This is a genomic window from Rhizobium sp. N324, from assembly GCF_001664485.1.
Lineage (GTDB): Bacteria > Pseudomonadota > Alphaproteobacteria > Rhizobiales > Rhizobiaceae > Rhizobium.
The window spans coordinates 4,290,919-4,316,937 of record NZ_CP013630.1; the positions used below are offsets into that span (position 1 = coordinate 4,290,919).

18 protein-coding genes and 1 pseudogene are annotated in these 26,019 nt (G+C 62.8%); 8 read left to right on the forward strand and 11 right to left on the reverse strand.

Annotation, left to right across the window (positions count from 1 at the left end; all coding sequences use genetic code 11):
- Positions 1 to 62 precede the first annotated feature (62 nt).
- Positions 63 to 242 (reverse strand): hypothetical protein, encoded by a 180-nt coding sequence (locus tag AMK05_RS34695; protein WP_065092533.1) that lies wholly within the window; start codon positions 240 to 242, stop codon positions 63 to 65.
- Between the two features lie 71 nt (positions 243 to 313).
- Between AMK05_RS34695 and dxr the strand changes: the two genes are divergently transcribed.
- The gene (gene dxr, locus AMK05_RS20675) at positions 314 to 1,504 is read left to right on the forward strand and encodes a 1-deoxy-D-xylulose-5-phosphate reductoisomerase (RefSeq protein WP_064841472.1); all 1,191 of its coding nucleotides are present in this window, start codon (positions 314 to 316) and stop codon (positions 1,502 to 1,504) included.
- A gap of 3 nt (positions 1,505 to 1,507) precedes the next feature.
- Here dxr and AMK05_RS20680 read toward each other — a convergent pair whose 3' ends face one another.
- The 7 genes and pseudogenes from AMK05_RS20680 to hemA all read right to left on the reverse strand — a co-directional run bounded on the left by AMK05_RS20680 (position 1,508) and on the right by hemA (position 10,224).
- Complete coding sequence (locus AMK05_RS20680; RefSeq protein ID WP_064840930.1) at positions 1,508 to 2,593, reverse strand: ABC transporter ATP-binding protein; 1,086 nt, start codon at positions 2,591 to 2,593, stop codon at positions 1,508 to 1,510.
- Between the two features lie 11 nt (positions 2,594 to 2,604).
- Entirely contained in the window at positions 2,605 to 4,527 is a 1,923-nt protein-coding gene (locus tag AMK05_RS20685) for a glycoside hydrolase family 127 protein (protein ID WP_064840931.1), read from the reverse strand.
- Positions 4,528 to 4,547: 20 nt separating this feature from the next.
- Positions 4,548 to 5,411, reverse strand: a complete 864-nt coding sequence (locus AMK05_RS20690) for a carbohydrate ABC transporter permease (protein WP_064840932.1) — start codon at positions 5,409 to 5,411, stop codon at positions 4,548 to 4,550.
- Entirely contained in the window at positions 5,408 to 6,325 is a 918-nt protein-coding gene (locus tag AMK05_RS20695; protein ID WP_064840933.1) for a carbohydrate ABC transporter permease, read from the reverse strand. The genes AMK05_RS20690 and AMK05_RS20695 overlap by 4 nt, the downstream gene beginning before the upstream one ends.
- Positions 6,326 to 6,399: 74 nt before the next feature.
- Positions 6,400 to 7,638: an ABC transporter substrate-binding protein gene (locus AMK05_RS20700; RefSeq protein ID WP_064840934.1), complete on the reverse strand. Its 1,239-nt coding sequence runs from the start codon at positions 7,636 to 7,638 to the stop codon at positions 6,400 to 6,402.
- 101 nt (positions 7,639 to 7,739) lie between these two features.
- Positions 7,740 to 8,817 (reverse strand): annotated as a pseudogene (locus AMK05_RS20705) (LacI family DNA-binding transcriptional regulator).
- A gap of 192 nt (positions 8,818 to 9,009) precedes the next feature.
- Complete coding sequence (gene hemA, locus AMK05_RS20710) at positions 9,010 to 10,224, reverse strand: 5-aminolevulinate synthase (RefSeq protein ID WP_064841473.1); 1,215 nt, start codon at positions 10,222 to 10,224, stop codon at positions 9,010 to 9,012.
- Positions 10,225 to 10,550: 326 nt separating this feature from the next.
- Here hemA and AMK05_RS20715 point away from each other — a divergent pair, with 326 nt between their 5' ends.
- The 3 genes from AMK05_RS20715 (at position 10,551) to AMK05_RS20725 (ending at position 19,062) form a co-directional block, all read left to right on the forward strand.
- Entirely contained in the window at positions 10,551 to 10,808 is a 258-nt protein-coding gene (locus AMK05_RS20715; RefSeq protein ID WP_064840936.1) for a YMGG-like glycine zipper-containing protein, read from the forward strand.
- A gap of 169 nt (positions 10,809 to 10,977) precedes the next feature.
- Positions 10,978 to 12,906, forward strand: a complete 1,929-nt coding sequence (locus AMK05_RS20720) for an autotransporter assembly complex protein TamA (protein ID WP_171899810.1) — start codon at positions 10,978 to 10,980, stop codon at positions 12,904 to 12,906.
- A 54-nt stretch (positions 12,907 to 12,960) separates the two neighbouring features.
- Positions 12,961 to 19,062 carry a translocation/assembly module TamB domain-containing protein gene (locus AMK05_RS20725; RefSeq protein ID WP_064840938.1) on the forward strand — a complete coding sequence of 2,034 codons (6,102 nt, stop codon included), beginning with the start codon at positions 12,961 to 12,963 and terminating at the stop codon, positions 19,060 to 19,062.
- 227 nt (positions 19,063 to 19,289) lie between these two features.
- On the opposite strand, the gene AMK05_RS20730 is transcribed toward AMK05_RS20725, so the two are convergent.
- On the reverse strand, positions 19,290 to 19,727 hold the full coding sequence (locus AMK05_RS20730) for an Lrp/AsnC family transcriptional regulator (RefSeq protein WP_171899811.1): 438 nt from the start codon (positions 19,725 to 19,727) through the stop codon (positions 19,290 to 19,292).
- A 122-nt stretch (positions 19,728 to 19,849) separates the two neighbouring features.
- Here AMK05_RS20730 and rocF point away from each other — a divergent pair, with 122 nt between their 5' ends.
- The 4 genes from rocF to AMK05_RS20750 all read left to right on the forward strand — a co-directional run bounded on the left by rocF (position 19,850) and on the right by AMK05_RS20750 (position 24,781).
- Positions 19,850 to 20,785, forward strand: a complete 936-nt coding sequence (rocF, locus tag AMK05_RS20735; protein ID WP_064840939.1) for an arginase — start codon at positions 19,850 to 19,852, stop codon at positions 20,783 to 20,785.
- Between the two features lie 58 nt (positions 20,786 to 20,843).
- Positions 20,844 to 22,043 carry an ornithine--oxo-acid transaminase gene (gene rocD, locus AMK05_RS20740; protein WP_064840940.1) on the forward strand — a complete coding sequence of 400 codons (1,200 nt, stop codon included), beginning with the start codon at positions 20,844 to 20,846 and terminating at the stop codon, positions 22,041 to 22,043.
- Between the two features lie 198 nt (positions 22,044 to 22,241).
- The gene (locus AMK05_RS20745; RefSeq protein WP_003567163.1) at positions 22,242 to 22,718 is read left to right on the forward strand and encodes a chemotaxis protein CheW; all 477 of its coding nucleotides are present in this window, start codon (positions 22,242 to 22,244) and stop codon (positions 22,716 to 22,718) included.
- A gap of 284 nt (positions 22,719 to 23,002) precedes the next feature.
- A complete protein-coding gene (locus AMK05_RS20750) occupies positions 23,003 to 24,781 on the forward strand; it encodes a methyl-accepting chemotaxis protein (protein WP_064840941.1) in 1,779 nt (592 codons plus the stop codon).
- Between the two features lie 149 nt (positions 24,782 to 24,930).
- On the opposite strand, the gene AMK05_RS20755 is transcribed toward AMK05_RS20750, so the two are convergent.
- Together AMK05_RS20755 and fdhD are read right to left on the reverse strand one after the other, a co-directional pair.
- Positions 24,931 to 25,176, reverse strand: coding sequence for a formate dehydrogenase subunit delta (locus AMK05_RS20755; protein ID WP_064840942.1), 246 nt, complete (start codon positions 25,174 to 25,176; stop codon positions 24,931 to 24,933).
- Positions 25,166 to 25,990, reverse strand: coding sequence for a formate dehydrogenase accessory sulfurtransferase FdhD (gene fdhD, locus AMK05_RS20760; RefSeq protein WP_064840943.1), 825 nt, complete (start codon positions 25,988 to 25,990; stop codon positions 25,166 to 25,168). The genes AMK05_RS20755 and fdhD overlap by 11 nt, the downstream gene beginning before the upstream one ends.
- Positions 25,991 to 26,019 lie beyond the last annotated feature (29 nt).

Here is a 26,019-nt window from a genome sequence, read left to right on the forward strand (position 1 = left end):
CGCTCGCAGCGAACGCGATGAGGGATTGCGGCCAAGCCGCCCGTCCCGGTTCTTCCTCGGTTTTAATGTTTTGGCCGGAAGGCCGGCGGCACCTTAATGCCTGTTTCCGAAGGACGCCGTAGCGCCCCGAATTGCCATGCAACCGTGAACGGCGCGACGAATTTCGAATCCGCCAGCAAGGTCACAAGGATCACATCCAGCCGCCGCTCTGTAAACCCCACGACGCCCGAAATCTGCTGCACCGCACACTTGCCGCCCCCGTCAAAGCCTAGTAGAGCCTGAGCCTACGAGAAAAACCTTCGCGAAATTGCAGATAATGACCGGCAAAACCGCGCCGCGGCGCCTCAGCATCTTCGGCTCGACAGGCTCGATCGGCCAGAACACCCTCAATGTCGTCGATCACCTGGGCGGGCGGGAGAACTTCGAAATCTCCGTGCTGACCGGCAACGGCAACGTCGAATTGCTGGCCCGGCAGGCGAAGTTGTCAGGCGCTGGGATGGCGGTGACGGCAAGCGACCGGCATTACGAAGCGCTGAAAAGCGCGCTTTCCGGCAGCGGCATCGCGGTCGCATCCGGAAAATCCGGCCTGATGGAAGCGGCCGATCGCGAGGCCGACTGGGTGATGGCGGCAATCGTTGGCACCGCGGGCCTGGCGCCGACGCTGGCAGCAGCAAGGCGCGGCGCCGATATCGCCCTTGCCAACAAGGAATGCCTGGTTTCGGCCGGCGATCTGTTCATCAGCGCCATCCGCAAAGGCGGCGGCAAGCTGCTTCCCGTCGACAGCGAGCACAATGCGATTTTCCAGGTGCTGGAGGAAAACCAGCGCCATGCCATCGAGCGTGTGGTGCTGACGGCCTCGGGCGGGCCCTTCCGCACCGCCTCGCTGAAGGAAATGGCCGGTGTGACGGCGGAGACCGCGCGCGCCCACCCGAACTGGTCGATGGGCCTGAAGATCTCGATCGACAGCGCTTCGATGTTCAACAAGGCGCTGGAGATAATCGAAGCCCGGCATCTTTTCAGCCTCACGCCCGAGCAGATCGAAGTCATCATCCATCCGCAATCGATCATCCATTCGATGGTCGGCTATAGCGATGGATCGGTGCTGGCCCAGCTCGGCGCCCCCGATATGCGCACCGCGATCGGTTACGCCCTGTCCTTTCCGCGCCGGCCGAACCTGCCGATCGAGCGGCTGGATTTCGCCAGGCTCGCCCGGCTGGATTTCGAGGCGCCGGATGAGCTGCGGTTTCCGGCCTTGCGGCTGGCGCGCCTGGCGATGACGCGCGGCGGCGTTCAGGGCGCCGTGTTGAACGGGGCCAAGGAAGTGGCGCTCGAAGCCTTCATCGAAGGACGGCTGCCGTTCCTCGCCATCGCCGAGATCACCGAGAGGGTCATGGACGATCTGGCCGGCCTGCCGCCGGCCGCCGAGATGGACGAAGTCTTCGACGCCGACAGGCAGGCCCGGCAGAGGGCTGCGGAGCTGATGAAACTGGAGATCGCCGGCTGAAGCTTACCGCAGCCGGTTGCCAGCCTCATCGAACAACCGGCAATCCGACGGTTCGAACAGCAGGCCGACCTGCTTGCCTGCCGCGATGCTGATCGGTGAGCGGTGCTCGACGGTCAGCGACTGACCGTCGGCAAGCTGGCAATAGAGATATTGCGTTCCCCCGAGATATTCCGAAAAATCGACCGTGGCCGTCAGCTTGCCCGACCGATCCGGCGCCACCTTCAGATGCTCCGGCCGCAGACCGAGCGTCACCGCGCCTCCGGCCGGCCGGCCCGTGCTGATTAAGGCGGTTTCGATGCGGGAGCCGGCGACCTCGACCACTCCGCCCTCGCCCCAGCGGGCATTCAAGAGGTTCATCCTCGGCGAGCCGATGAAGCCCGCCACGAAGGTATTGGCGGGATCTTCGTAGATCTGCCTTGGCGTTCCGGCCTGCTCGACACGGCCGTCGCGCAGCACGACGATCTTGTCGGCGAGCGTCATCGCCTCGGTCTGGTCATGGGTGACGTAGATCATCGTGTTGCCGAGCTCGCGGTGCAGGCGGGCGATCTCGATGCGCATCGACACCCTGAGTTCCGCATCGAGATTGGACAGCGGCTCGTCGAACAGGAAGACATCGGGCTTGCGCACGATCGCCCGGCCGATCGCCACACGCTGGCGCTGGCCACCGGAAAGCTGTCCTGGCCGCCGGTCGAGAAGATGATCGATCTTCAGGATGGCGGAGGCCGCCTTCACCCGGGTCTCGATCTCGGCCGGCTGGGTGCGCGCCATCTTCAGCCCGAAGGCCAGATTGTCGCGCACGCTCATATGCGGATAGAGCGCATAGGACTGGAAGACCATGGCGATGCCGCGCTCGGACGGATCGAGATCGGTGACCATGCGTCCCTTGATCTCGACCTCGCCGTCGGTCACGTCCTCGAGACCGGCGATCATCCGAAGCAGCGTCGATTTTCCGCAGCCGGACGGGCCGACGAAGACGACGAATTCGCCCTCTTCGATCGTCAGGTCGATCCCGTGGACCACCTGCAGATTGCCATAGCTTTTTCGCACGTCCTGGAGCACGACGCTCTTGTTAGCCATACCGTTCGTCATCCCCAAACGACCTACTTGTCCGACTGGACCCAGACGAGCATCTCTCCGGGCGCGCGGTTGTCCCAGAGATGATAGGGCACGAAACGCGCGGTGGCGACCTGCCTTTCGGCCGGCGCATTGCGGTAGAGCGGTGTTCCCCAGTTCGACGTCTCCTCGCGCTCGACCTTGAGATCGAGGGCGACGGCATCGTTGAGATCCTTCAGCACGATGGTTTCGGCGGCCGGAAGCTCACGCGGCAGGATGATGGCGTTGAGATCCTCGCCATTGTCGGTGGTTTCGACGCAATAGACCAGGGGCCCACGCATCAGTGCGACGCGGCCGGCATCCTGGCGCACCTTCGGATTGGCATATTGCGGGCGCAATGCCAGCGGCAGGTGGAGGGCGACACGATCGCCATCGTTCCATTGACGATCGATCCTGGCATATCCATCCCGGACAGTGGCGGCGAGATCGAGCATTTCCCCATTGACGCTGAGGGTCGCCCCTTCAGCCCAATCGGGAATGCGCAGCGACAGCGCGAATCTCGCGGGCGTCTTCAGCCTGGTGGTAAAGACGACGGCCCCATCCCAGGGATAGTTGGTGGCCTGCTCCAGCTCGCCTTCGGCGCCGTTGGCAAGCTTCAGCCGGGCGGTGCTTTCGCCATAGAGATGCACGGCGATCTCATCATCGGCAACGGCATACATATAGGAGCCGATCGAGGTCACCAGCCGGGCGATATTCGGCGGGCAGCAGGGGCAATGGTGCCATTTCCAGCGGTGGTGCTTGCCCGCACTTTCGAGCGGATTGTCGTAGAAGAAGGTCTTGCCGTCGGTGGAAAGGCCGGGAAGCGCGCCGTTATAAAGCGCCTGTTCCATGATGTCGGCGTAGCGCCGGTCAGGCCCGCGCCCGAGCATGCGGCTTGCCCAGAAGACCAGGCCGACGGAGGCGCAGGTCTCCGCATAGGCCGTATCATTGGGCAGGTCGTAATAGTCGGTGAAGCCTTCGTTGGAGGCGGCCGGGCCGATGCCGCCGGTGATATACATCTGCTTGGTGGTCAGATCGTCCCAGAGCGTTTCCAGCGCCGCCGTCAGGCTGTCGTCCCTATATTCGGTGGCGATATCGGCCATCCCCGAATAGAGGTACATGGCGCGCACCGCATGGCCGACGACCTTGGTCTGCTCGCGCACCGGCTGATGCGCCTGGCCATACTCATAGGTCTTCTGATGGAAGTCAGCAGCGCTCCGGCCGTCGCGAGCGGCTTCGGCCGTGAAGAAATGCGGCTCGGTGCCACGCTCGTCGATGAAGAATTTCGACAGCTCCAGATATTTCTTCTCGCCGGTGACGCGGGAAAGCTTGACCAGCGCCAGCTCGACTTCCTCGTGACCGCAATAGCCGGGGAACTGACCTTCGCCATGGCCGAAGATCGTGATCATGTAATCGGCAAAGCGGCACATGATATCGAGCAGCTTGCGTTTGCCGGTCGCCTGGTAATAGGCGACCGCGGCTTCCATCAGATGGCCGGCGCAATAAAGCTCGTGATGGTCGCGCAGATTGGTCCAGCGGCGGGCGGGCTCGACGCGCTGGAACCAGGCGTTGAGATAGCCGTCCTTGTCCTGCAGCCTCTCATACATGTCGATGATCTCATCGGCACGCGCCTCCAGCTTCGGGTTCGGCCGGCGATAGAGCGAATAGGCGATGGTCTCGATCGATTTGCCGAGATCGGAATCCCAGAACATCTGCGTCGTCCCGCCCCAGGGCTGAATGGGAATGACGACGCCGGGGCTCGGCTGGGAGACATCGATCGCCTTCAGCATGCCGGCCTCGACGCAGCGGTCGAGCAGGGTCTCGGCGGTGGAATTGCAGACGGCGTCCTGCCATTTGCCCCAGAAGCCGCCGAGCTCGACATCGGGCACGGCGACGGGACGAAACTGGCGGTCGTTGCTTGATTTGGTCATGGGTTCCACTTTCCCTAGGGTTATTTCACCGCGCCGGCCATCAGCCCGCGCATGTAGTAGCGTTGCAGGAGCAGGAAGACGATCAGGCAAGGGATCGTCATGACGACGACGCCGGCCTGCACCGCTCCCCAGTTGATGGCGCCGAGCCGCCCGGCGCGAACCGCCGTCATCAGCACCGGCAGGGTGTATTTCTCATTGCTGGAGAGCAGCACCAGTGCGGCGAGAAACTCGTTCCAGGCATTGAGGAAGGCAAAGATCGCCACCGTCGCCACACCGGGAAGCACCAGCGGCAGCAGAACGCGGGCGAGAAGCCTGAGATCGCGGGCGCCGTCGATGCGGGCCGCCTCTTCGATTTCCTTCGGCACCGCATCGAAGGCGTTGCGCATCATGAAGACCGAGAAGGGCAGCTGCAGCGTCACATAGACGAGCGTCAGCCCGATCAGCGAATTGTTGAGGCCGAGCTTGGCCAGGATGATGAAGAGCGGCGTCAGGATCGACTGGAACGGGATCATCAGCGTGGCGATGATCAGCACGAAGAGCGCATTCTTCATCGGGAACCGATAGCGCGAGAAGCCGTAGCCGGCGAGCAGGCTGACGGCGACGGTCAGCACCACGGTGGCGACCGAGACCAACAGCGAATTGATCATGTGCCGCCAGATGCCGGCGCCGAACGTATCGAGCAACGCATAGGCATCGAAGCTGACGCCCGATGTCGGCCACGGCGGCAGCGGCGGCAGGCTGGCTTCGGTCCCTTGCCGGAAGGAGGCGAGCAGCGTGATCGCAAACGGCGCCAGGAAGAAGATCGAGATGGCGATGCCGCTGAGATGATAGGCCGATTTCACGCGGAAGGCCTTGCGGGCACGGCGTTTTCTTGAGGTGATCATGGACGCTCCTCCCCGACCCGCAGCAGCCAGAGCTGCACGATGCTGATCGCCACCAGGATGGCGAGCAGCACGATCGACAGTGCCGCGCCATAACCGAGATTGAACGACACGAAGGACTGGTTGAAGATGTAGTAGACCACCGAGATCATCTTGTTCTGCGGCCCGCCCGAGGTCATGATGTAGAACTGGTCGAAGGCAAGGATCGAGCCGGTGACGGAGACGATCAGTGCCAGCGCGATCGTCTTGCGCATCAGCGGCAGCGTCAGATGCCGGAAACGCTGCCAGCGACCGGCGCCGTCGATGCGGGCGGCCTCCGTCAGCTCGGACGGAATGGCCTGCAGCCCCGTCAGAAGAATGATCATGGTGAAGCCGGCGATCTTCCAGACGACCATCACCACAACAGTCAGAAAGGCGGTGTCGAAAGTCGCCAGCAGATTGGGGCTCTTTTCGACAAGACCGAGGGCTTTCAGGGCCGGGCCGATGAAGCCGCTATCGACATTGGCAAGCCAGACCCAGAGCAGCGAGGCGGTGGCCAGCCCGACGACGACGGGCAGAAAGATGACGGTGCGATAGGCGCTGACGAACTGCCGCTCCTTCTCGACGAAGATGGCGAGCGGAAAGGCGACGGCGAAGATCGCGATGGTGACGATCACCGTATAATAGGCGGTGAAATTCAGCGCCGTCACGAAGCGCGTGTCGTTGACCATGCGGTAATAATTGTTGAAGCCGATCCAGCGCGATGCCCCCATCAGCGGCCAGTTGTGCAGGCTCATCCACCCGGTGAACAGCACCGGCATGATGAAGAAGACGATGACCAGCGCCATGGCCGGCGCGATATAGGCAAGGCCGCGCCAATTCGATTGGCGCCGTCGCCTGCGCCGAGGCAATAGGATCTCTGAACCGGAATCGGTCATCGAAACGCTCCGCATCTGTCGGTTGGGATTGGCCGGGAAGCTGCCACCGCTCCCCGGCCGCGGCCGGGGGAGAGTTACTGGCCGCTATCGATGATCGATTGCATTTCCGACTGGGCGCTCGAAAACGCGCCGTCGACATCGTCGCCGAAGATCGCGGCGTTGGTAAAGCTTGCCCAAGGGCCGTTGGCGCTGTTGATCAGGTCGTTGAACTGCAGCGTATAGGGCGTCTTGGCCACACTGATCGCCTTGAGGCCGACCTGCATGCGCGGGTCGAGACCTTCCAGCACCTTGTCGGCAATATCGCCGCGCGTCGGCAGGCTGCCGTACTTCGCCATGATCTTCTGGCCGTCCTCCGAATAGACATATTCGAGGAAGCCCTTCACCGCGTCGATCTTCTTGGTGCCCTTGGTGATGACGAAATTATCGCCGCCGGCAAAGGACGAAGGCTTGCCGTCGACGCCCGGGATGAGGGTCACGCCGAAATTGATATCCGGATGCTCGGTGACCAGCGTGCCGATGGCAAAGGCGCCGAGGCTTTGCTGACCGATCTTGCCGTTGGTGAAGGTCAGGAAGTTGGCGCCGGTATCGCTGGCCGCACCCGCCGGCACCAGGTCCTTCTTGACCATGTTGCGGTAGATATCGACGGCCTTGCGCATCTGCGGCGTATCGAGCGTCGCCGTCTTGCTGTCGGCCGACAGGATATCGGCGCCGGCACCCCAGGTGAGCGGCGTGAAGGTGAAGATCATGCAGCCGCCGCAGCCGCCGCCGGAGAAATAGAAGCCGTAGGTATCGTCACCCAGCGCCCGGATCTTCTCGGCATTGGCGGTGATTTCATCCCAGTTGGCCGGCGCCTTTTCCGGGTCGAGGCCGGCCTTCTTGTAGAGGTCCTTGTTCCAGGCAAAGACCGACGTCTCCACCGACAGCGGCAGGCCGTAAATCTTGTCCTGATAGGTGCCGAGGCGGACATGCGACGGCGACAGCGAGTTGAAATAGGGCAGCGATTTCGCCCAGTCCGTCAGATCCTCAAGCTGGCCGGCCGCGGCAAAGGCGGGGTTATAGATCAGATCCATCGACAGGGCGTCGGGCGCCTGTCCGCCGGCGATCGCCGTTGCATATTTCTGCACCAGCTCGGAGAACGGCACCTCGGTCATCACGACCTTGGTCTCATGGCCGGAATTATAGGCTTCGACGACCTTCTTGAAGGCGTCGCCGATGCCCGAACGAACCCACATTTCGACATTTTCAGCCGCCGACGCCGCCGAAAACAGGCACAAGGTAGCGATGCTGGTCGCCGCCAATAGACGCTTGATCATGACACTCCTCCCGATATGGCGCATCTCCCTGCGCCTCTGCTCATTCCCTTGGTCTCATTCCCTGCGCCTCTGCTCATTCCCTTGGTCTCATTCCCTTAGTCTCACTCATTGGGGGTCTTACCCCCGCATGACTGCCGGACGACAAGCCGGCACGGCAATTTCCTCACTCCCGGCTCGACAGGCCGGCCTTCCGCAAGCGCCAGCACCGTCAATCCGGCCTGCCGCCCGAGCTCCTTCAGTTCCATGTCCACCGTCGTCAGCGGCGGCCGGGTCTGGGCCGCGACAATCTCCCAATTGTCGAAGCCGATCACCGAGACATCCTGCGGCACCTTGACGCCGCGCTCGCGCAACGCATCGGCGGCACCACGGGCAATCTGGTCATTGCCGCAGAACAGCGCGTCTGGCTTTTCTCCCGGCCTCTTCCAGAGCTGCTCCACCGCCTCATGACCCCAGCTTTCCGACCAGACGCCGTAGAGCACCGGCTCGCGGTGGCCGGCCACCTCGTGATAGGCGCCGGCGCGTTCCCGCACCGAAAAGAAATCCTCCGGCCCGGTGATATGGGCGATCCGCCGCCGCCCGACCTTGGTCAGCCATTCCACCGCCAGCCGCGCGCCCTGTTCGTCGTCCGAGCGGAAGGTAACGCTGTTCTGCGTCCCCTCGGTGAAGGCGTAGACGACAGGCACATGCAAGTTCGACAGATCGACCGGCAGGCGGCGGTCCAGCCGCTTTCCCGTGGCGATGATGCCGTCGACCTGCTTGTCGAGCATCGCATCGACATGGATCTGGGCGAGCGCCGGATCGTCTTCGATGGCGCACAGGAATACCGAAACCCCATGGTCGACCAGCGCGTCCGAAATACCCGCCATCACAGGCAAGGTGAAACGGCCGTAAGTGTCGTTGGTCAGCAGCCCGATGGTGAAGCTGCGCTTGCTGAGAAGCCCTCTTGCCAGCGCATTCGGCCGATAACCGATTTCGCCGGCGATCCGCTTCACCCGCTCGCGCGTTTCCGCGCCCATCCGGCCGGTGTCGTTGAGCGCCTTCGACGCGGTCGAGATGCTCACCGCGGCAGCCGCCGCCACCTCATGGATGGTGATCCTGCCTCTTTTTCCTCCCGTGAAGTTCAGAGCATCACTCCTTCTGAAGTGGCTTGAGAAAAGCTTTTACCAACTGCGATGTCAAGTGAGAAAAGGTTTTCTCACGTTTGTCGGCCGCACAGGCCCGGGCGGTCGCGATGCATCATCTGCATCGAGGCCGGCGCCGAGCGGAGAACTGATTCATGTGGGGGAGGTTGGCACGGCCCCATAAGGGCACGGCTCATCACCGTCAGGACCTCGATGGAGGTCCTGAACTAAGGCGTGGTCAATCGAAAAATCAGGCGACGTGCCTTGCCAGCGCGCAGCGCGACCAGAGCGAATGCAGCGCCTCGACCAGATGGGCGATATCGGCATCCGAATGCAGCGGCGTCGGGGTGATGCGCAGCCGCTCGGTCTTCTTCGGCACGGTGGGATAGTTGATCGGCTGGACGTAGACGCCGCAATTGTCGAGCAGCAGGTCGGAGATCCACTTGCACTTGGCCGCATCACCGACCAGCACCGGCACGATATGGCTCGGATTGGGCACATGCGGAATGCCGTTCTGGTCGAGCAGCGCCCTGAGCTTGCGCACCCGGTCCTGATGACGGGCCCGCTCGAACTGGCTGACCTTCAGGTGCTGGATCGAAGCGACGGCGCCGGCGGCCAGCGCCGGCGGCAGCGCCGTGGTGAAGATGAAGCCGGAGGCAAAGGAACGGATGAAATCGCAAAGCGCGGCCGAAGCGGCGATATAGCCGCCCATCACCCCGAAGGCCTTGCCGAGCGTGCCTTCGATGACGGTCAGCCGGTCCATCAGCCCCTCGCGCTCGGCAATGCCGCCGCCGCGCGGGCCGTACATGCCGACCGCATGCACCTCGTCGAGATAGGTCATGGCGCCGTATTTGTCGGCGAGGTCGCAGATTTCCTTGATCGGGGCGATGTCGCCGTCCATCGAATAGACGCTCTCGAAGGCGATCAGCTTCGGCGCCTTCGGATCGGCGGCCTTAAGCTTGGCTTCGAGATCGGCGACGTCATTGTGCTTCCAGATCACCTTGCCGCATTTGGCATGACGGATGCCCTCGATCATCGAGGCATGGTTCAGCGCGTCGGAGAAGATGATCAGGCCGGGGATCTTGGCGCCGAGCGTGCCGAGGGCTGCCCAGTTGGAGACATAGCCGGAGGTGAAGATCAGCGCCGCCTCCTTGGCGTGCAGATCGGCCAGTTCACGCTCGAGCATGACGTGATGGTGGTTGGTGCCAGAAATATTCCGGGTGCCTCCCGCACCCGCGCCACAGTGGTCGATGGCGTTTTTCATCGCCTCGATCACCTTCGGGTTCTGGCCCATGCCGAGATAGTCGTTGGAGCACCAGACCGTGACTTCCTTTTCGCCATCGGCCGTATAGCGCGTCGCGCGTGGAAAATTGCCGCGGTGGCGCTCGAGATCGGCAAAAACGCGGTAACGGCCCTCGGCATGAAGCCCGTCCAGCTCGTTTTTGAAAAACGCTTCGAAATCCATCATCTGCTCCAGTATCGCGCGGCCGTTCTTGCCGACCGGACGTCCGCGCGTCAATGCTTACCCTTTGCTTTAACATCAACTGCGGCAAAAGGCCCAGTTTTTTGAATGATTCCAGATAAAAAAATACGCAAGCGCGGATCAACGAATCGATGCGGTAGAGACGCGTGAAATTCGTGAAAACCGTCCGGCGGCGACCATGTCCATATCGCAAAAAAATCGGCACAAGAGTGGACAACCCTTTCTTCCGACATAGTTTTCGCACTAGCGTGGCAAAAAAAGACTAGGGACGGCCTATGCCCATTGGGCGACAACCCAGGAGAAAAGAAATGAAAAAAGCTGTCATACTCGCATTGATCGGCCTGTCGGTCGCAAGCTGTACGCCGACCCAACAGGGCGCCGGCATCGGCGCGGCCTCAGGTGCCGTCATTGGCGGCGCGGTCACCGGTGACGTTCGTGGCGCAGCGGTTGGCGCCGCTATCGGCGGTGTCTCCGGCGCCCTCATCGGCAGCGTCGCCGAACAGCCCGGCCAGTGCTACTATCGCGACCGCTATGGCCGCCGCTATATCGACACCTGCCCGCGCTGAGAGCGGTTGCACACCGGCCAAATCAGGAAATCCCGGACACACATCCGGGATTTTTTGTGCTGAAATAGTGCGCTGGCAATTTAAAATGGTACACCCCGCGCGATTTTGCCGCTAAGCTGTTCACGGCTGGGCAACGAAGCTTCATTGTAGACCGAACCAAAAGCGGCGTATGCGGATTAGAGGGACAGGCCCGAAAACAGGTATTGCGTATCGGCGAACAGGCACCATGATGGTGGTCGCGGCGGCAGCTGCGTTCTCACCGGTCCTGATCGGCGACGCTTACGCCTTCAAGCTTTTCGGCATCACCATTTTCGGCAAGGACGAGGACGAAACGCAGCAGGTGCCCGATCCGGTGCGCTATAGCGTCGACCTCAAAGCCGACACCGCCGATCCCGACCTGAAAGAAGCGCTGCAAAATAGCTCGCGGCTGGTGGGCGACCAGAAGCAGCCGGTCTCCGGCGATCTCGGCGTCGTCGTCAAGGCGCGCGACGATCGCGAGCGGCTGATCGCCACCCTTTATGAAAAGGCCCGTTACGGCGGCGTGGTGACGATCACCATCGACGGCAAAAATATCGACGACCTGCCGCCCAATCCGACCTTCGACCGGTCCGGGCCGGTCCCCGTCACCGTCGACATTGCGCCCGGCCCGGTCTTCAAGGTCCGGGAGGTCCAGTTCGGCGGCGATGCCGCAAACCACAATCCGGCCGATTACGATCTCGCCCCGGGCGCCGAGGCCGGCTCGCTTGTCATCATCAAGGCCGGTGATAAGATCGTCGAGCAACTGAAGAGCGAGGGCCGGCCGTTTGCCAAGCTGACCGAACGCAAGGTCGTCGCCGACCACAGAAGCGACACCGTCGATATCGTCCTTGCGGCCGAGGGCGGCCCGGTCGCCCCGATCGGCGATGTCGGCGTCACCGGCGAAAAGACCGTCAAGCCGGGGTTCATCCAGCGTTATTCCCGGCTCGACAAGGGCGAAGCCTATTCGCCGGAAGCGCTGAAGAAAGCCGGCGAGCGGCTTCGTGCCCTCGGCGTCTTTTCGAGCGTCACCATTCACGAAGCCGATGCGCTGGCGCCGGACGGCACTTTGCCGATGACGATCGAGGTGTCCGAAGGCAAGCAGCGCTATTTCGGCGTCGGCGCCCAATATTCCACAACCGACGGCTTCGGGGTTCAAGGCTATTGGGGCCACCGTAATCTGTTCGGCGAAGCCGAGACGCTGCGGATCGAAGGATCGGTGTCGCGGCTTGGCGAAACCACCGATGTCGGCAGCCTCGACTATTCCGCCGGGATCCTCTTCACCAAGCCCGGCGCCTTCTTCCCCGCCGCCACGCTGAAGGCCGGCATCGTCGCCAAGACCGAAAATCCGGATGCCTATAATGCGACGCTCGTCACCGCCTCGCTCGGCCTCTCCTACGAACTGACCGACCGGGACACCGTCTCGGCGAGCGGCGAGGTCAGCTGGGAGCGTGACGACGATGCCTTCGGCACCAACGACTATCTGACCTTCACCCTGCCGCTGCAATATGACCGCGACGCCCGCGACGACAAGTTCAACCCGACGGAAGGCTATCGCGCGACATTTTCGGCCAAGCCCGGCTACGAGATCTTCAATGCCACGCCCTATGCGGCCTTCCAGGGCTCGATTTCCGGCTATCTGCCCTTCGGGGCAGAGGACCGCCTGGTGCTGGCCGGCAAGGTCGCCGCCGGCGTGCTGATCGGCGGCGGCGGCATCGAGAATATTCCCGCCACACAGCGCTTCTTTGCCGGCGGCGGCGGCTCGGTGCGCGGATACAGCTATCAGGAAATCTCGCCCTATAACGACAATGGCGACCCCACCGGCGGCCGCTCCTACGTCACGACGTCGCTGGAAGCCCGCATCAAGATCACCGACACGATCGGCATCGTGCCCTTCATCGATGTCGGCACCGTATCGGACAGCACCCTTCCCGGTTTTTCCGATATCCGCGCCGGTGCGGGTGCCGGAATACGATATGCCACACCTTTCGGCCCGCTGCGGCTTGATTTTGCCATGCCGCTGAACAAGTACGAAGGTGGCACAGATTATGGAATCTACGCCGGCATCGGCCAATCCTTCTAGAATGGCCGATGTCGATTTTTGAACCATCGTGAAAACGGGGTAGTGTCCGCGCCGATGCAAATGCTGGCAAAAATCGTCAACTGGTTCCTGCGGCTCACTGCCTATGGCGTGGGCGTCACGTTGATTCTTGCCGTCCTGGCACTGGCGATCTTCGGCTTCACCGCCTTTGGCGCCCGCATCGTCACCGAAAAAATCGCCTCGACGCTGTCCAACCGCGACATGACGATTACGGTGCGAGAACCGCAGGGTCTTTTGACCGGCGGGCTTCGCGCCGCCGAAATCTCGATCTCCGACACCAGGGGCGTCTTCGCCGAAATCCACGGCATCGCCATCGACTGGAACCCGCTGGCGCTGCTGACCGGAACGTTCCACGCCCAACGCTTCGAAATCGAAGCGATCGACGTGCTGCGCAAGCCGGTGCGCACCCTGCCATCACGGCCCGGAGCGGAAAATTCCGGCGGCTTCAGCCTTCCGATCAAGGTCGATATCGACCACGTCGCGCTGCCCGACATCAAACTGGCCGAAGCCTTTGCCGGGCGCGCCTTCGCGCTCGCCGCCGAAGGCAGCCTGTCGGCCAACAGCGATGGCGGCGAGGCGATCGTCAATGTCAGCCGCCACGCCGTCCCGGATGCGCGGCTGACCGCCGACATCGCCTATGCGCCGGCCGAAAACCGGCTGCAGCTGAAGGCGCAGCTTGCCGAACCGAAAGGTGGGCTGCTGGCGGGCTTTCTCGGTCTGCCGGACAGCCCCGCCGTCAACATCGATCTCGACGGCCAGGGACCGATATCCGACTGGCGAGGCAAAGTGCAGGCCGCTCTCGACGGACAGCAGCGTGCCGCAATCGAGGCCCGGCATCAGATCAGTGCGGACGGACTGCACCACCTCGACCTCAAGGGCGGCGGCGACCTGAGCTCGCTGCTTCCCGCAGCGTTCCGGCCACTTTTTTCAGGCCAGACCAATATCGACCTTGCCACCACCTTCGACAACCGCGGCAAGATCGACATCCAGACCGGCAATATCGCCACCGGCAGCGTCGTCATCGCCGCCTCGGGCACCCTCGATCCGGCCGGCAACAACAGTCTGAATGCCAATCTGCTCGGCACATCCGGGCCTGTCGATTTCCGCTGGCCGCTCGCCGAGGGCGAAGCGCGCTTCCTGATTTCAGGTCTCAACCTGGCGCTGACGGGCGATGCGCAGGCGGCCCGACTGAATGTCAGCGGCTCGCTCGATACCGCAGCCCTGCCGCAGGCCGATATCGGCAATGTCAAGCTGACGGCAAAGAGCGACGCCTTCAATCTCGCCGCTCGATCCGGCAGCGTCCAGCTGCGCCTGGTTGCCGGCGACATGAGTTTTGCGGAGCCGAACCTCAATCGCGCCGTCCAGGGTCCGGTCACGATCGCCTCGCCGCTGCAGATCACGCCTGGCAGCATCGGCTTCAACGGCACCACCATCGAAAGCGCCAATATCAACGGCGGCCTCAACGGCTCCTACCGGCTGGCAGACCAGGCGCTGACCGGCAACGTCAAGCTCACCATCGCTCCGGCAGCCCTGCCTGTTGCGGTCTCAGGCAGGTTCGACGGACCGATCTCACTCGAAAGCCAGCTGGCCGGCACCATCCCGTCGAAATTCGCACTGTCCAACCTCGTCTTGAGCTCCGGCACGCTTGAGGCCGCCGGCAACGTCGCACTCGATGGCTCGAAGGTGAGTGCCGATCTCTCCGGCCGGCTGCCCGACATCGGCAAACTCATGACCGGCGCCAGCGGCGGGGCGGGTTATGCATTGAGAGTGGGCGGCGAACTGCCGGCGATCTCGGTGACGGCCAATCTCAAGGCCCCCAGTCTTGAAATGGCCGGCCGCACGCTTGGCAATCTCAATATTGATCTCTCGGGTGTCGCCGATCCCAAGGCGCCGCAAGGCAGGATCGCCGCTACCGGCACGATCGACGGCCAGCCGATCGCCGTCAACGGCGACATCAATTCGCAGGACGGCAGGATTATCCTTCCGGCGCTGACCGCCGATATCGGGGGCAACCGGCTGACCGGCAATCTGGCATTCTCGCCCTCGCTGGAACCAACCGGCGCGCTGACCTTCGATTTCCCCAATATCGGCGGACTCGCAGCCCTCGGCGGACAAAAAGCAGAGGGCGATCTCAAGGGTTCGCTCGGCGTCAGCAGCGACAAGGGCAAAATCGCGCTCAAGCTGCTTGCGACCGGCGGCTCGATCCGCCGCGATACGCTTGCCATCGTCAAGCCGGAAATCGACGTCACGGTCAGCGATCTCAGCGCCCTTGCCGCAAACGGCACGGTCAAGGCCGATGAGGTGAATGCGGGAACGAACAGGCTTGCCGGACTTTCGCTCGGTTTTGCCAGGCAGCAGAACCAGACCGATTTCGATCTCAATGCCACCTATGACGGCAATCCGGTGCTGGCGACCGGCAATATCCAGACGACAGACGGCACGATCGGCGTGAACCTCGAACGTTTCTCGGCAAGCCCCCGCAATATCCCGGTCGAACTTGCCGCCCCGACGCAGGTCAAAATCGTCGGCGGCGCCGCCAGCTTGAGCGGGCTGACGTTGAAAACCGGCACCGGCTCGGTGAGCGTCACCGGTTCAGCCGGCGAAACGCTGAAACTTGATGCCGATATCCGCGAGCTGCCGGCAGCACTCGCCAATGGTTTCGTACCGAACCTTTCAGCCGGCGGCACCATCTCCGGAAGGATCGCGGTGACCGGAACGCCGGCCGCACCGATCGCCGATTTCAAGCTCGACTGGAAGGATGCGACGACAGGCCAGACCAAGGGCGCGGGGATTGCGCCGCTCGGCATCGCCGCCGGCGGCAAATTCGCCGACAACAGGCTCGATTTCGACACGACGATATCCGGTGCTGACGGCCTGTCGCTCAAGGCCGCCGGCAATGTCGCGCTTACCAATCCCACCGCGCCGGTGCTCGATATCGACGCCGATATTCTCAATCTGCCCGCCCGCATCGCCAATGGTTTCGTTCGCGATCTTGCCGCCAAGGGCGTGATCACCGGGAAGCTCTCGGCCGCCGGACCGCTTTCCGCACCGGTCGCCGATTTCGATCTCGATTGGAAGGGTGCTGCGACGAGCTATACCAAGCGCGCCGGCCTTACCGACCTCGCGGTGAAGGCATCCGGTAAATTCGCCGACAGCAAACTTAATTTCGACACGGTGATATCAGGCGCCGACCGCCTCTCGCTGAAGGCAAACGGCAATGTCGCCGTCACCGGCACGGCCATCGGCAACGTCAAGGTCGACGCAACGCTCACCAATGTCCCGGCAAGCATCGCAAACAGCTTCGTCGCCGATCTCGCCGCCGAAGGCGCAATCTCCGGCACGGTCTCGGCCGCAGGCTCGCTTGCCGCCCCGACCGCCAATTTCGACCTCGCTTGGAGAGACGCCGCGACCAGCCACACCAAGCGTGCCGGCCTTGCCGCCCTCGGCCTGACCGCATCCGGAAAATTTGCCGACAACAAGCTTGATTTCAACGCGGCGGCCAGCGGCAAAGACGGCCTGTCGCTGAAGAGCACCGGCAGTGTCGCCCTCGCCGGCACGACGGTCGAAACCATCAAGGTCGATGCCGAGATCGCCAGGATTCCGGCGAGCCTTGCAAATGCCTTCGTTCCGGATCTGGCGGCCGGCGGCACGATATCGGGCATGCTGTCGGCCGCCGGCACACCCGCAGCACCGAATGCCGACTTCAAGCTTGCCTGGACCGATGCTGCGACCAGCCATACCAGAAGCGCTCGCCTCTCGGGACTGGCGCTTGCCGCGTCCGGCCATTTCGCCGACAACCGGCTCGATTTCGATGCCGATCTCGGCGGCAAGGACGGCCTCTCGCTGAAGGCCAAGGGCAATGTCGCCACATCGGGCACCTCGGTCCGCAAGCTTGACGTCAAGGCCGATCTTGCCAACCTGCCGGCAGCCCTTGCCAACGGCTTCGTCCCCGGCCTTGCCGCCGAGGGCACAGTGTCGGGAACGGCATCCGCCTCCGGCGCGCTGCCCAAACCCGCCGTCGATTTCAAGCTCGACTGGAAGAACGCCGCCACCGCTCAGACCAGGAGCAGCGGCCTTTCCGGCCTGAGTGCCGCCGCCTCCGGAAAATACGCCGATGACAGGGTCGACTTCGATGCCAGCCTTGCCGGCAAGGACGGCGTTCTGGCCAAGGCCACAGGTGGCGTCACCATTGCCGGAACGGCGATCCGCGACCTGTCGGTCAATGCCGATATTCCCGCCCTGCCGGCCAATATCGCCAATGCCTTCGTTCCCGGTCTCGGGGCCGAAGGCACACTTTCGGCCAACGCCATCACCTCGGGAACGCCTGAAAATCCGATCGTCGATTTCAAACTCGACTGGAAGGATGCCGCGACCAGCCACACCAAGGCTGCCGGCCTCTCCCGCCTGGCGCTGGCGGCGACGGGAAAATATGCCGGTGACCGGCTCGATTTCGATGCCGACCTCAGCGGCAGCGGCGGCATCGCGCTGAAGGCGGCCGGCAATCTTTCGATCGCCGGCACCTCGATCCGCGCGGTCGACGTGACGGCGAATGCCACCAATGTCCCGGCCGGCATCGCCAACGGCTTTGTGCCCGGTCTTGGCGCCGAAGGCGCTGTCACGGCGACCGCAAAGGCGACCGGCGCACTATCGGCGCCGTCGGTCGATTTCAAGGTCGACTGGAAGAACGCCGCGACGAGCCAGACAAAGGGCGCCGGCCTTTCGCCGTTCACCATCGGCGCATCGGGCAAACTTGCCGGCAACCGGCTGACGATCGATACCAACCTTGCCGGCGACGCCGGCATGTCGCTGAAGGGCGGCGGCAGCGTCGTGATCACAGGCAACCGCGCCCTCGACATGCGCTTCAACGGCAATCTGCCCTTCGCCGTGCTCGGCGCGCCGCTGGCGCAGCAGGGCCTCGTCGCCGACGGCGTCGCCACCGTCAACCTGGAGATCGGCGGGACGGCCGCGGCACCGGTCATCAACGGCACCGTCGCGACCAATGGCGCGAAACTCGTCGACGTCCGGCGCAATCTCGCCGTCAACAATCTCGCGGCGACGATCAGCTTCAACGGCAATCAGGCGGTGATCTCGCGCCTCAGCGGAAGCCTTGGCGGCGGCGGCACGATTTCGGCTAGCGGCACCATCGGCATTCAGCCGGCCGGCGGTTTTCCGGCCGATATTTCGATCAAGCTCGACAAGGCGGTCTATGTCGATGGAACGCTTGTCGTCTCCACCGTCAACGGCACGGTCGTCCTGCGCGGGCCGATCATGAATTCGACGTTGAGCGGCAAGCTTCGGCTGGACAAGACCTCGATCACCGTCCCGGAAAAATTGCCGACCTCCCTCAGGGAAATCGATATCCGTCACAAGAACGCGCCGCGGGCCGTGCTTGCGCAACTGCGCGACGACGGCGAGCGGAAACCCTCCGAGAAATCCTCCACGATCACGCTGGATCTCGAAATCGACGCACCGTCGCATATCTTCGCACGCGGCCGCGGCATCGATGCCGAGCTCGGCGGCAAGGTGACGATCCGCGGCACCGCGGCAGCGCCGATCGTCACCGGCGGCTTCACCATGCGCCGCGGCCGCCTGACCATTCTCAACCGCCGCCTGGATTTCACCGACAAGAGCCGGATCACCTTTGCCGGCGACCTGACGCCGGCGCTCGATATGGAAGCCACCTCAACCTCCGGCTCGACGACGCTCACCGTCGACGTCGCGGGCCTCGCCACCGACCCGGCAATCACCTTTTCCTCTTCGCCGCAGCTGCCGCAGGACGAGGTGCTGGCGCAGTTGATCTTCGGCCAATCGATGTCGAAGCTCTCGCCGGTGCAGATCGCCCAGCTCGCAGACGCCGTCAGCCAGCTGGCCGGCAACCGCTCGACCTCGCTTTTCGAAGGCCTGCGCAACCAGCTCGGCGTCGACGATCTCGACATCAGCACCGATTCCAAGGGCCAGACGAGCGTCAGCGTCGGCCGCTATCTCAACGACCGCACCTATTTCGAATTGCAGCAGGGCGGCGCAGCCGGCGCCAAGGCGATCATCAACCTCGACGTCGGCCGCGGCGTCAAGCTGCGCGGTGCTGCCGGTGGCAATGGTGCCGGCGAAGCGGGCGTCGTCTACGAACGGGAATATTGAGCCGGCTTAATTCAAGAAAAAGACGCGTTTTCCAGGGCTGACCGGTACGGAGGAGTTCCCTTCCCAACCCCTCCCCACAAGGGGGAGGGGCTTAGATGCCGCGCCCGACCTGTTCCACTTCACTGTGTCATCCGCGAAAAGGTTGCTGCTTAGCGCCATACACGGTGCGCCAACTTAGCCCCTCCCCCTTGTGGGGAGGGGTTGGGGAGGGGACTTCATGCAGGCCTTTAAAAGCCAGTCTTGCTCGTCTTCAGCAGAATATTGCTCTCGGTCGAATTGATGCCGTTGATCAGCCGGATGCGGCGCAGCGTTTCGTCGAAGGCGGCAAGATCGCGATCCTCGAGTTCGGCGACGAAATCCCATTTGCCGTTGGTGCTGTGAAGGGCGCGGACTTGCGGCAGGCCGCGCAGCTGATCGGCCACCCTGTCGGCGAGTTTGCCGAGCACCTCGATCATGACGATGGCGCGCACGCCGGCCGACCGCGTCTCATGACCGGTGCGGATGGTGAAACCGACGATGGTGCCGCCGGCGACCAGCCGGTCGATTCGGGCGGCAACCGTGGCCCGTGAGGCGCCCGTCATCGCCGCGAGCGAGGAGACGGAAATCCGGGCATTGTGGCGAAGTGCACTCAGAAGCTCGGTGTCGAGATCGTCCACGATGATCACTTTGTCAAAATAGGTTTATCAATTTGCGCAATCATAATCCATTTCTGACACTTTTCCATCTTTTTGCCGCCAGGCCTTTATCCCACTATCGGCCAAAACAGGCCTAACCGCGGAGCCCTCGCATGAATGCCCAATCGCGATCTGTCACCCTCATCGGCGCGCCGCTGGAAGAAGGCTCCGGCCGCAGGGGCGCTGCCATGGGCCCGGCAGCGCTGCGCATCGCCGGCGTCGACCAGACGCTGATCGAGCTCGGCCATGACGTTGCCGATCTCGGCGATCTCCGGATCGTGCCGGCGATGGACCTGCCGAACCATCCGAAAGCTCATAATCTCAGAATCGTCGGCGCCTTCACCCGTGCGCTCGAAAGCAGCGTCTACGACGTCGCCGCCTCCGGCCGTTTCCCGCTGATACTCGGCGGTGACCACAGCCTTTCCATGGGCAGCGTCTCCGGCATGGCCCGATATGCCGCCGGCAAGGGCCGGCCGCTTTTCGTGCTCTGGCTCGATGCCCATGCCGATTTCAATTCTCCCGCCACCTCGCCCTCCGGCAATATCCACGGCATGCCGGTCGCCTTCTTCTGCGGCGAGGCGGAGTTCGCCGAAATCCTGCCGAAAGACCGTCCCTTCGTCGACCCGAAGCATGTCTTTCAGGTCGGCATCCGTTCGGTCGATGCGCGTGAGCGCGAGGAAATCCACGAGCATGGCGTCAACGTCTTCGATATGCGGGCGATCGACGAACAGGGCATCGGCGCCATCATGCGTGAGATCCTCGAAGCCGTCGCCCGGGCCAACGGCCTGCTGCATGTCAGCCTCGACCTCGATTTCCTCGATCCCGACATTGCCCCGGGCGTCGGCACGACGGTGCCCGGCGGCGCGACCTTCCGCGAGGCGCATCTGGTGATGGAAATGCTGTCCGACAGCGGCCTCGTTTCATCGCTCGATCTCGTCGAACTCAATCCGTTTCTCGATGATCGCGGCAAGAGCGCCCGCGTCCTGGTGGAACTGACGGCAAGCCTCTTCGGCCGCCGTATCTTCGATCGCCCAACCCGCGCCGCATAGACGGCACGCGCCGCCTGGAACTCACTTGTCGGCATCATGATCTAGAGGGGGAAGAACCATGAACACTTCGGAAAAACTGATCGCCACCGAACAGCGGCTCGGCGCCAACAACTACAAGCCGCTCGACGTGGTGCTGACACGTGGCGAAGGTGTTCATGTCTGGGATACCGACGGCAATCGTTATCTCGATTGCCTGTCGGCCTATTCCGCCGTCAACCAGGGCCATTGCCATCCGAAGATCCTTGCCGCCATGGTCGAGCAGGCGGGCAGGCTGACGCTTACCTCCCGCGCCTTTCGCAACGACCAGCTCGCCTACCTCTATGAGGAGCTCGCGGCTCTCACCGGCTCGCACAAGATCCTGCCGATGAACTCAGGCGCCGAGGCGGTGGAGACCGCCATCAAGGCGGTGCGCAAATGGGGATACGAGGTCAAGGGCGTGCCGGAAGGCAAGGCGGAGATCATCGTCTGCGCCGATAATTTCCATGGCCGGACGCTGAGCATCATCAGTTTCTCCACCGATCCCGACGCCCGCACCGGCTTCGGCCCCTACACGCCGGGCTTTCGAACCATTCCCTTCGGCGATGCCGAGGCCTTCGAGGCGGCCATCAACAGCAATACGGTCGCCGCGCTGATCGAGCCGATCCAGGGCGAAGCCGGCGTCATCATCCCGCCGGCCGGCTATTTCACCCGCATCCGCGAGCTTTGCACTGATAACAACGTCACCCTCATCCTCGACGAGATCCAGACCGGTCTCGGCCGCACCGGCAAGCTGCTGGCCGAAGAGCATGAAGGCATCGAGGCCGATGTGACGCTGATCGGCAAGGCACTGTCCGGCGGCTTCTATCCGGTCTCGGCCGTGCTATCGAATTCCGAGGTACTGGGGGTGCTGAAGCCCGGCCAGCACGGCTCCACCTTCGGCGGCAACCCGCTCGCCTGCGCAGTGGCGCGCACCGCGTTGAAAGTGCTGACGGAAGAGGGCATGATCGAGAACGCCGCCGATATGGGCGACTATTTTCTCGAAGGCCTCAGGTCGATCCGGTCGAACATCGTCCGGGACGTGCGCGGCCGCGGCCTGATGATGGCCGTCGAATTGGAACCCGAAGCCGGCGGCGCGCGGCAATATTGCCATGCGCTGAAGGAACGCGGCCTGCTCGCCAAAGATACGCACGACCATACGATTCGCCTCGCTCCGCCACTGGTCATCACGAGGGAGCAGGTGGATTGGGCGGTCTCGCAGATCGAAAAAACGATAGGCTAAAGCAAATCGGGGCTGAAAACCGTCGCAAATCCGGTTCCCGATTTAGATTTGGGCAACACTCTTCCGCTAATGTCGTCATTAACCGTAACGATGCTTGGCCGAGCGCAAAGCCATCGCGTGGTATGAAGGCAAAGCTCGTCCGCGCCAATGGTGGCGCGCCCGCTTCTGCCCTGGCTTACGACAGTTGGGAAGAATTCTATGACCACGATCAATTCCACGAGCTTCAGCGGCGATACGCTCGAAATCATTGCCTTCCGCCTGCATGATCAGGAATTCTGCGTCAAGACCACGACCATCCGCGAAATTCGCGGCTGGGCGCCGTCGACGCCGATCCCGCATGCGCCGGCCGATGTCATCGGCGTCATGAACCTGCGCGGCTCGGTGATCCCGATTATCGATCTTGCCTACAAGCTCGGCATGAAGAGCACGGTCGCCAACGAACGCAGCGCCATTGTCGTCGCCGAAGTTCACAGCATGGTCATCGGCATGCTCGTCGACCGTGTCTCGGATATTCTCACCATCTCCTCCAGCCAGGTCCAGCCGGTGCCTGAGGTGACCGCCTCCTTCGACCGCGCCTATTGCGAAGGCATCATCGCCTCGGAAAATGGCATGATCTGCTTCCTGAACCTCGCCAAGATGTTCAAGGAAAACGAGACGGATGAACTGGCGGCCTGATCGCCATCAAGACAATTCGAAGAGTTGAAAACCGCCCGTCCCGGGCGGTTTTTTGTGCGCCCCAGGTAATCGCGGCGTTCATTATCTCATCCTATTATTAGCGATAGCTTTTATACGTAATATTAACCACGCTCCCTCAATATGGTGACCAGCATACGGATGGTGAGTTTTCGGTACATGGGAGTGATAACCGGCTATCGGTCCTTCCCGGCACCGGCACACCACGTCCGCCCCTCGCTTCTCCGGCCGAAACAGCGAAAGCTGTGCATCTCAAAGGGACAGGAATGTTTGGTCTAGCTTCCGATTCGAAATACATTCTTGACGCCATCTCGAAATCGCAGGCGATCATCGAATTTGACCTCAGCGGCAATATCCTGACGGCGAACGAGAATTTCTGCAACGCGCTGGGATACAGCCTGAGCGAAATCATCGGCAAGCACCACAGCATCTTCTGCGAGCCGGCCTATACCGCAACCGCGGAGTACCGCGAATTCTGGGCGCGGCTCGGACGCGGGCAATATGATGCCGGCGCATACAAGCGTCTTGGCAAGGGCAATCGCGAGATATGGATCCGGGCTTCCTATAATCCTGTTTCAAAAGGTGGAAAGCCGTTCAAGGTCGTGAAATTCGCGTCCGACATCACCGCCACCAAGAAGAAATCGATCGAGGATTCCGGCAAATTGGAAGCGATCTCGCGCTCGCAGGCGGTGATCGAATTCAAACCCAACGGCGAGATCCTGACGGCAAACGAGAACTTCTGCCAGGCCATGGGATATTCCCTGGCCGAGATCACCGGCAAGCATCACAGCATCTTCTGCGATCCGGCCTATACCCGCACCGAGGAGTATGGCAGCTTCTGGCGGCGCCTTGCCAATGGCGAGTTCATCGCCAACGAATTCGTCCGTTTCGGTAAGGGCGGCCGTGAAATCTGGATCCAGGCGGCTTATAACCCGATCGTCGATGCCGACGGCAAAGTCTACAAGGTCGTGAAGTTCGCGACCGATGTCACCCAGCGCATGAGCGCGATTTCCCAGCTTGGCGATGCGCTGCGCCATCTTTCCGAAGGCGATCTGACAAGGACGGTGGACACGCCCTTCGTTCCGTCGATGGAGCAGTTGCGCCACGATTTCAACACCACGATCAACGGTCTTGCCAAGACGATGAAAACGATCGGTGAGAATACCGGCGCAATCGCCGCCGGCTCGCGGGAAATCGGCGCATCGGCCGATTCCTTCTCCACGCGGACGGAACAGCAAGCCGCATCCATCGAAGAAACCGCAGCCGCGCTCGAGGAGATCACCACCACCGTCAACGATTCCAGCCGCCGCGCCCATGAGGCGGGCCGCCTCGTCGCCGTGACGAAGCAGGGCGCCGAGCAATCGGGCGTCGTGGTCCGCAACGCCGTTGCCGCCATGGATCAGATCGAGCAGTCCTCTCGCGAGATCACCAACATCATCGGCGTCATCGACGAAATCGCTTTCCAAACCAATCTGCTGGCGCTGAATGCCGGCGTCGAGGCGGCGCGTGCCGGCGAAGCCGGCAAGGGTTTCGCCGTGGTCGCCCAGGAGGTCAGAGAACTCGCCCAGCGTTCCGCCAAGGCGGCCAAGGAGATCAAGGCACTGATCAATACGTCGAGTGATCTCGTTAAAAACGGCGTCGGCCTCGTCGGCCAGACCGGTAAGGCGCTCGAGGAGATCGTCGCCCAAGTCGGCGATATCGACGGCAATGTCTCCGCCATCGTCGAAGCCTCTCGGGAACAGGCAACCGGCCTCAAGGAAATCAACCAGGCGGTCAATACGCTGGATCAGGCAACCCAGCAGAATGCCGCCATGGTCGAGGAGAGTACCGCCGCCAGCCATAGCCTGGCAAAGGAAGCCGAAACGCTGCGGGTCCTGCTGACACGATTCCGCCTACCCGGTCAGACCCTGACTCAGGCCGGGCCGCAGACCGCCGGCAGGCTGGAAGCAAGGCAGACAGGCTCGCCGGCGCTGCATCTGATTTCGCGGGTCGCCAAGGCCAACGGCGCGACTGCTGCAGCCGCACAGAGCTGGGAAGAGTTTTGATGCCAGCCTTCCGGCACATTGCCATTTTAAGCTGCCGCCGCACGGCGGCACTTGATCTTACTGCCCGGCATACGCGGTAAGGAGCGCCCAAGCAGGCCCATTCGCAAGACAGCTTGCCCCTGCTCCCTTCCTGCATGAACCGATCAATACTACCTGGCCTGATTTGCTTCCGGCTCGGGCTTACGGATCATCGGAGCGGCCTGCAGCACAAGGGCATCCAGGCCGTTTTCCTCCTTTTCGAGAATTTCGAACAATTGCCGCCGCATCCGCGGCTCCCAAAATTTGTTGATATGGGTAGCAACGCCCTGCACGGCTTCATCTGCCGGCTGGCTCTTGAAAAAGGTGGCGATCTGGTTTGCCATATAGACGAGCTTGGCCTTGGTATCATGCGACATCGGCAATGCTTTCGGGCGAGATGCGGTGCGGGTGGGTGAAAATCTCGAAATCCTCGCCGCGCACCAGCGCGACGAGCGTCATGCCGGCCGCCTCGGCCGTGCGGATGGCGAGAGCGGTCGGCGCCGAAATGGCGATCAGCACGGGAGAACCAAGGATCGCCGCCTTCTGGACCATCTCGACCGAGAGCCGGCTGGTGACAGCGAGGGCCCCGCTCCCGCCGCTTTCGCCGGCACGGATGACGGCGCCGCAGAGTTTATCCAGCGCATTGTGCCGGCCGACATCTTCACGCACGGCAAGCAATCCCTTGGCGGGAACGTAGAAGCCGGCGCCATGCACCGCCCGCGTCTCCCGATGCAGCGGCTGCGCCTCGTTCAGCAGCGAAACGGCCCGGACGATGTCGGCATGCGACAGCGCCAGCGGCGATGCCGAGACATCCGGCACCGGCCGCACCGCCTGCTCGATCGATTCGATGCCGCACAGGCCGCAGCCGACCGGCCCCGCCATGCTGCGGCGGCGGGCCCGCAGCCGGTCGGCGACGTCGTCGACAAGGCTCACCTGCACATCGATCCCCTGCTCAGCCGCGACGACCTCGACGCCGGATATCTCCGCCGGCGCTGTGATGATTCCTTCGGTCAGGCTGAATCCGACGGCAAAATCCTCAAGATCATCGGGCGTTGCCATCATCACCGCATGCGAGCTGCCGCCATAGGAAAAGGCAATCGGCACTTCCTCCGGCACGATGCGAGAGCCGGAGTGCATGAGGCCGTTGCGGCGGGCGGTTTCAGGAGCATGGGCGGTGGTCTGGAAGGTCATGATGCAAATCTCTTCTTGCCAAACCACTC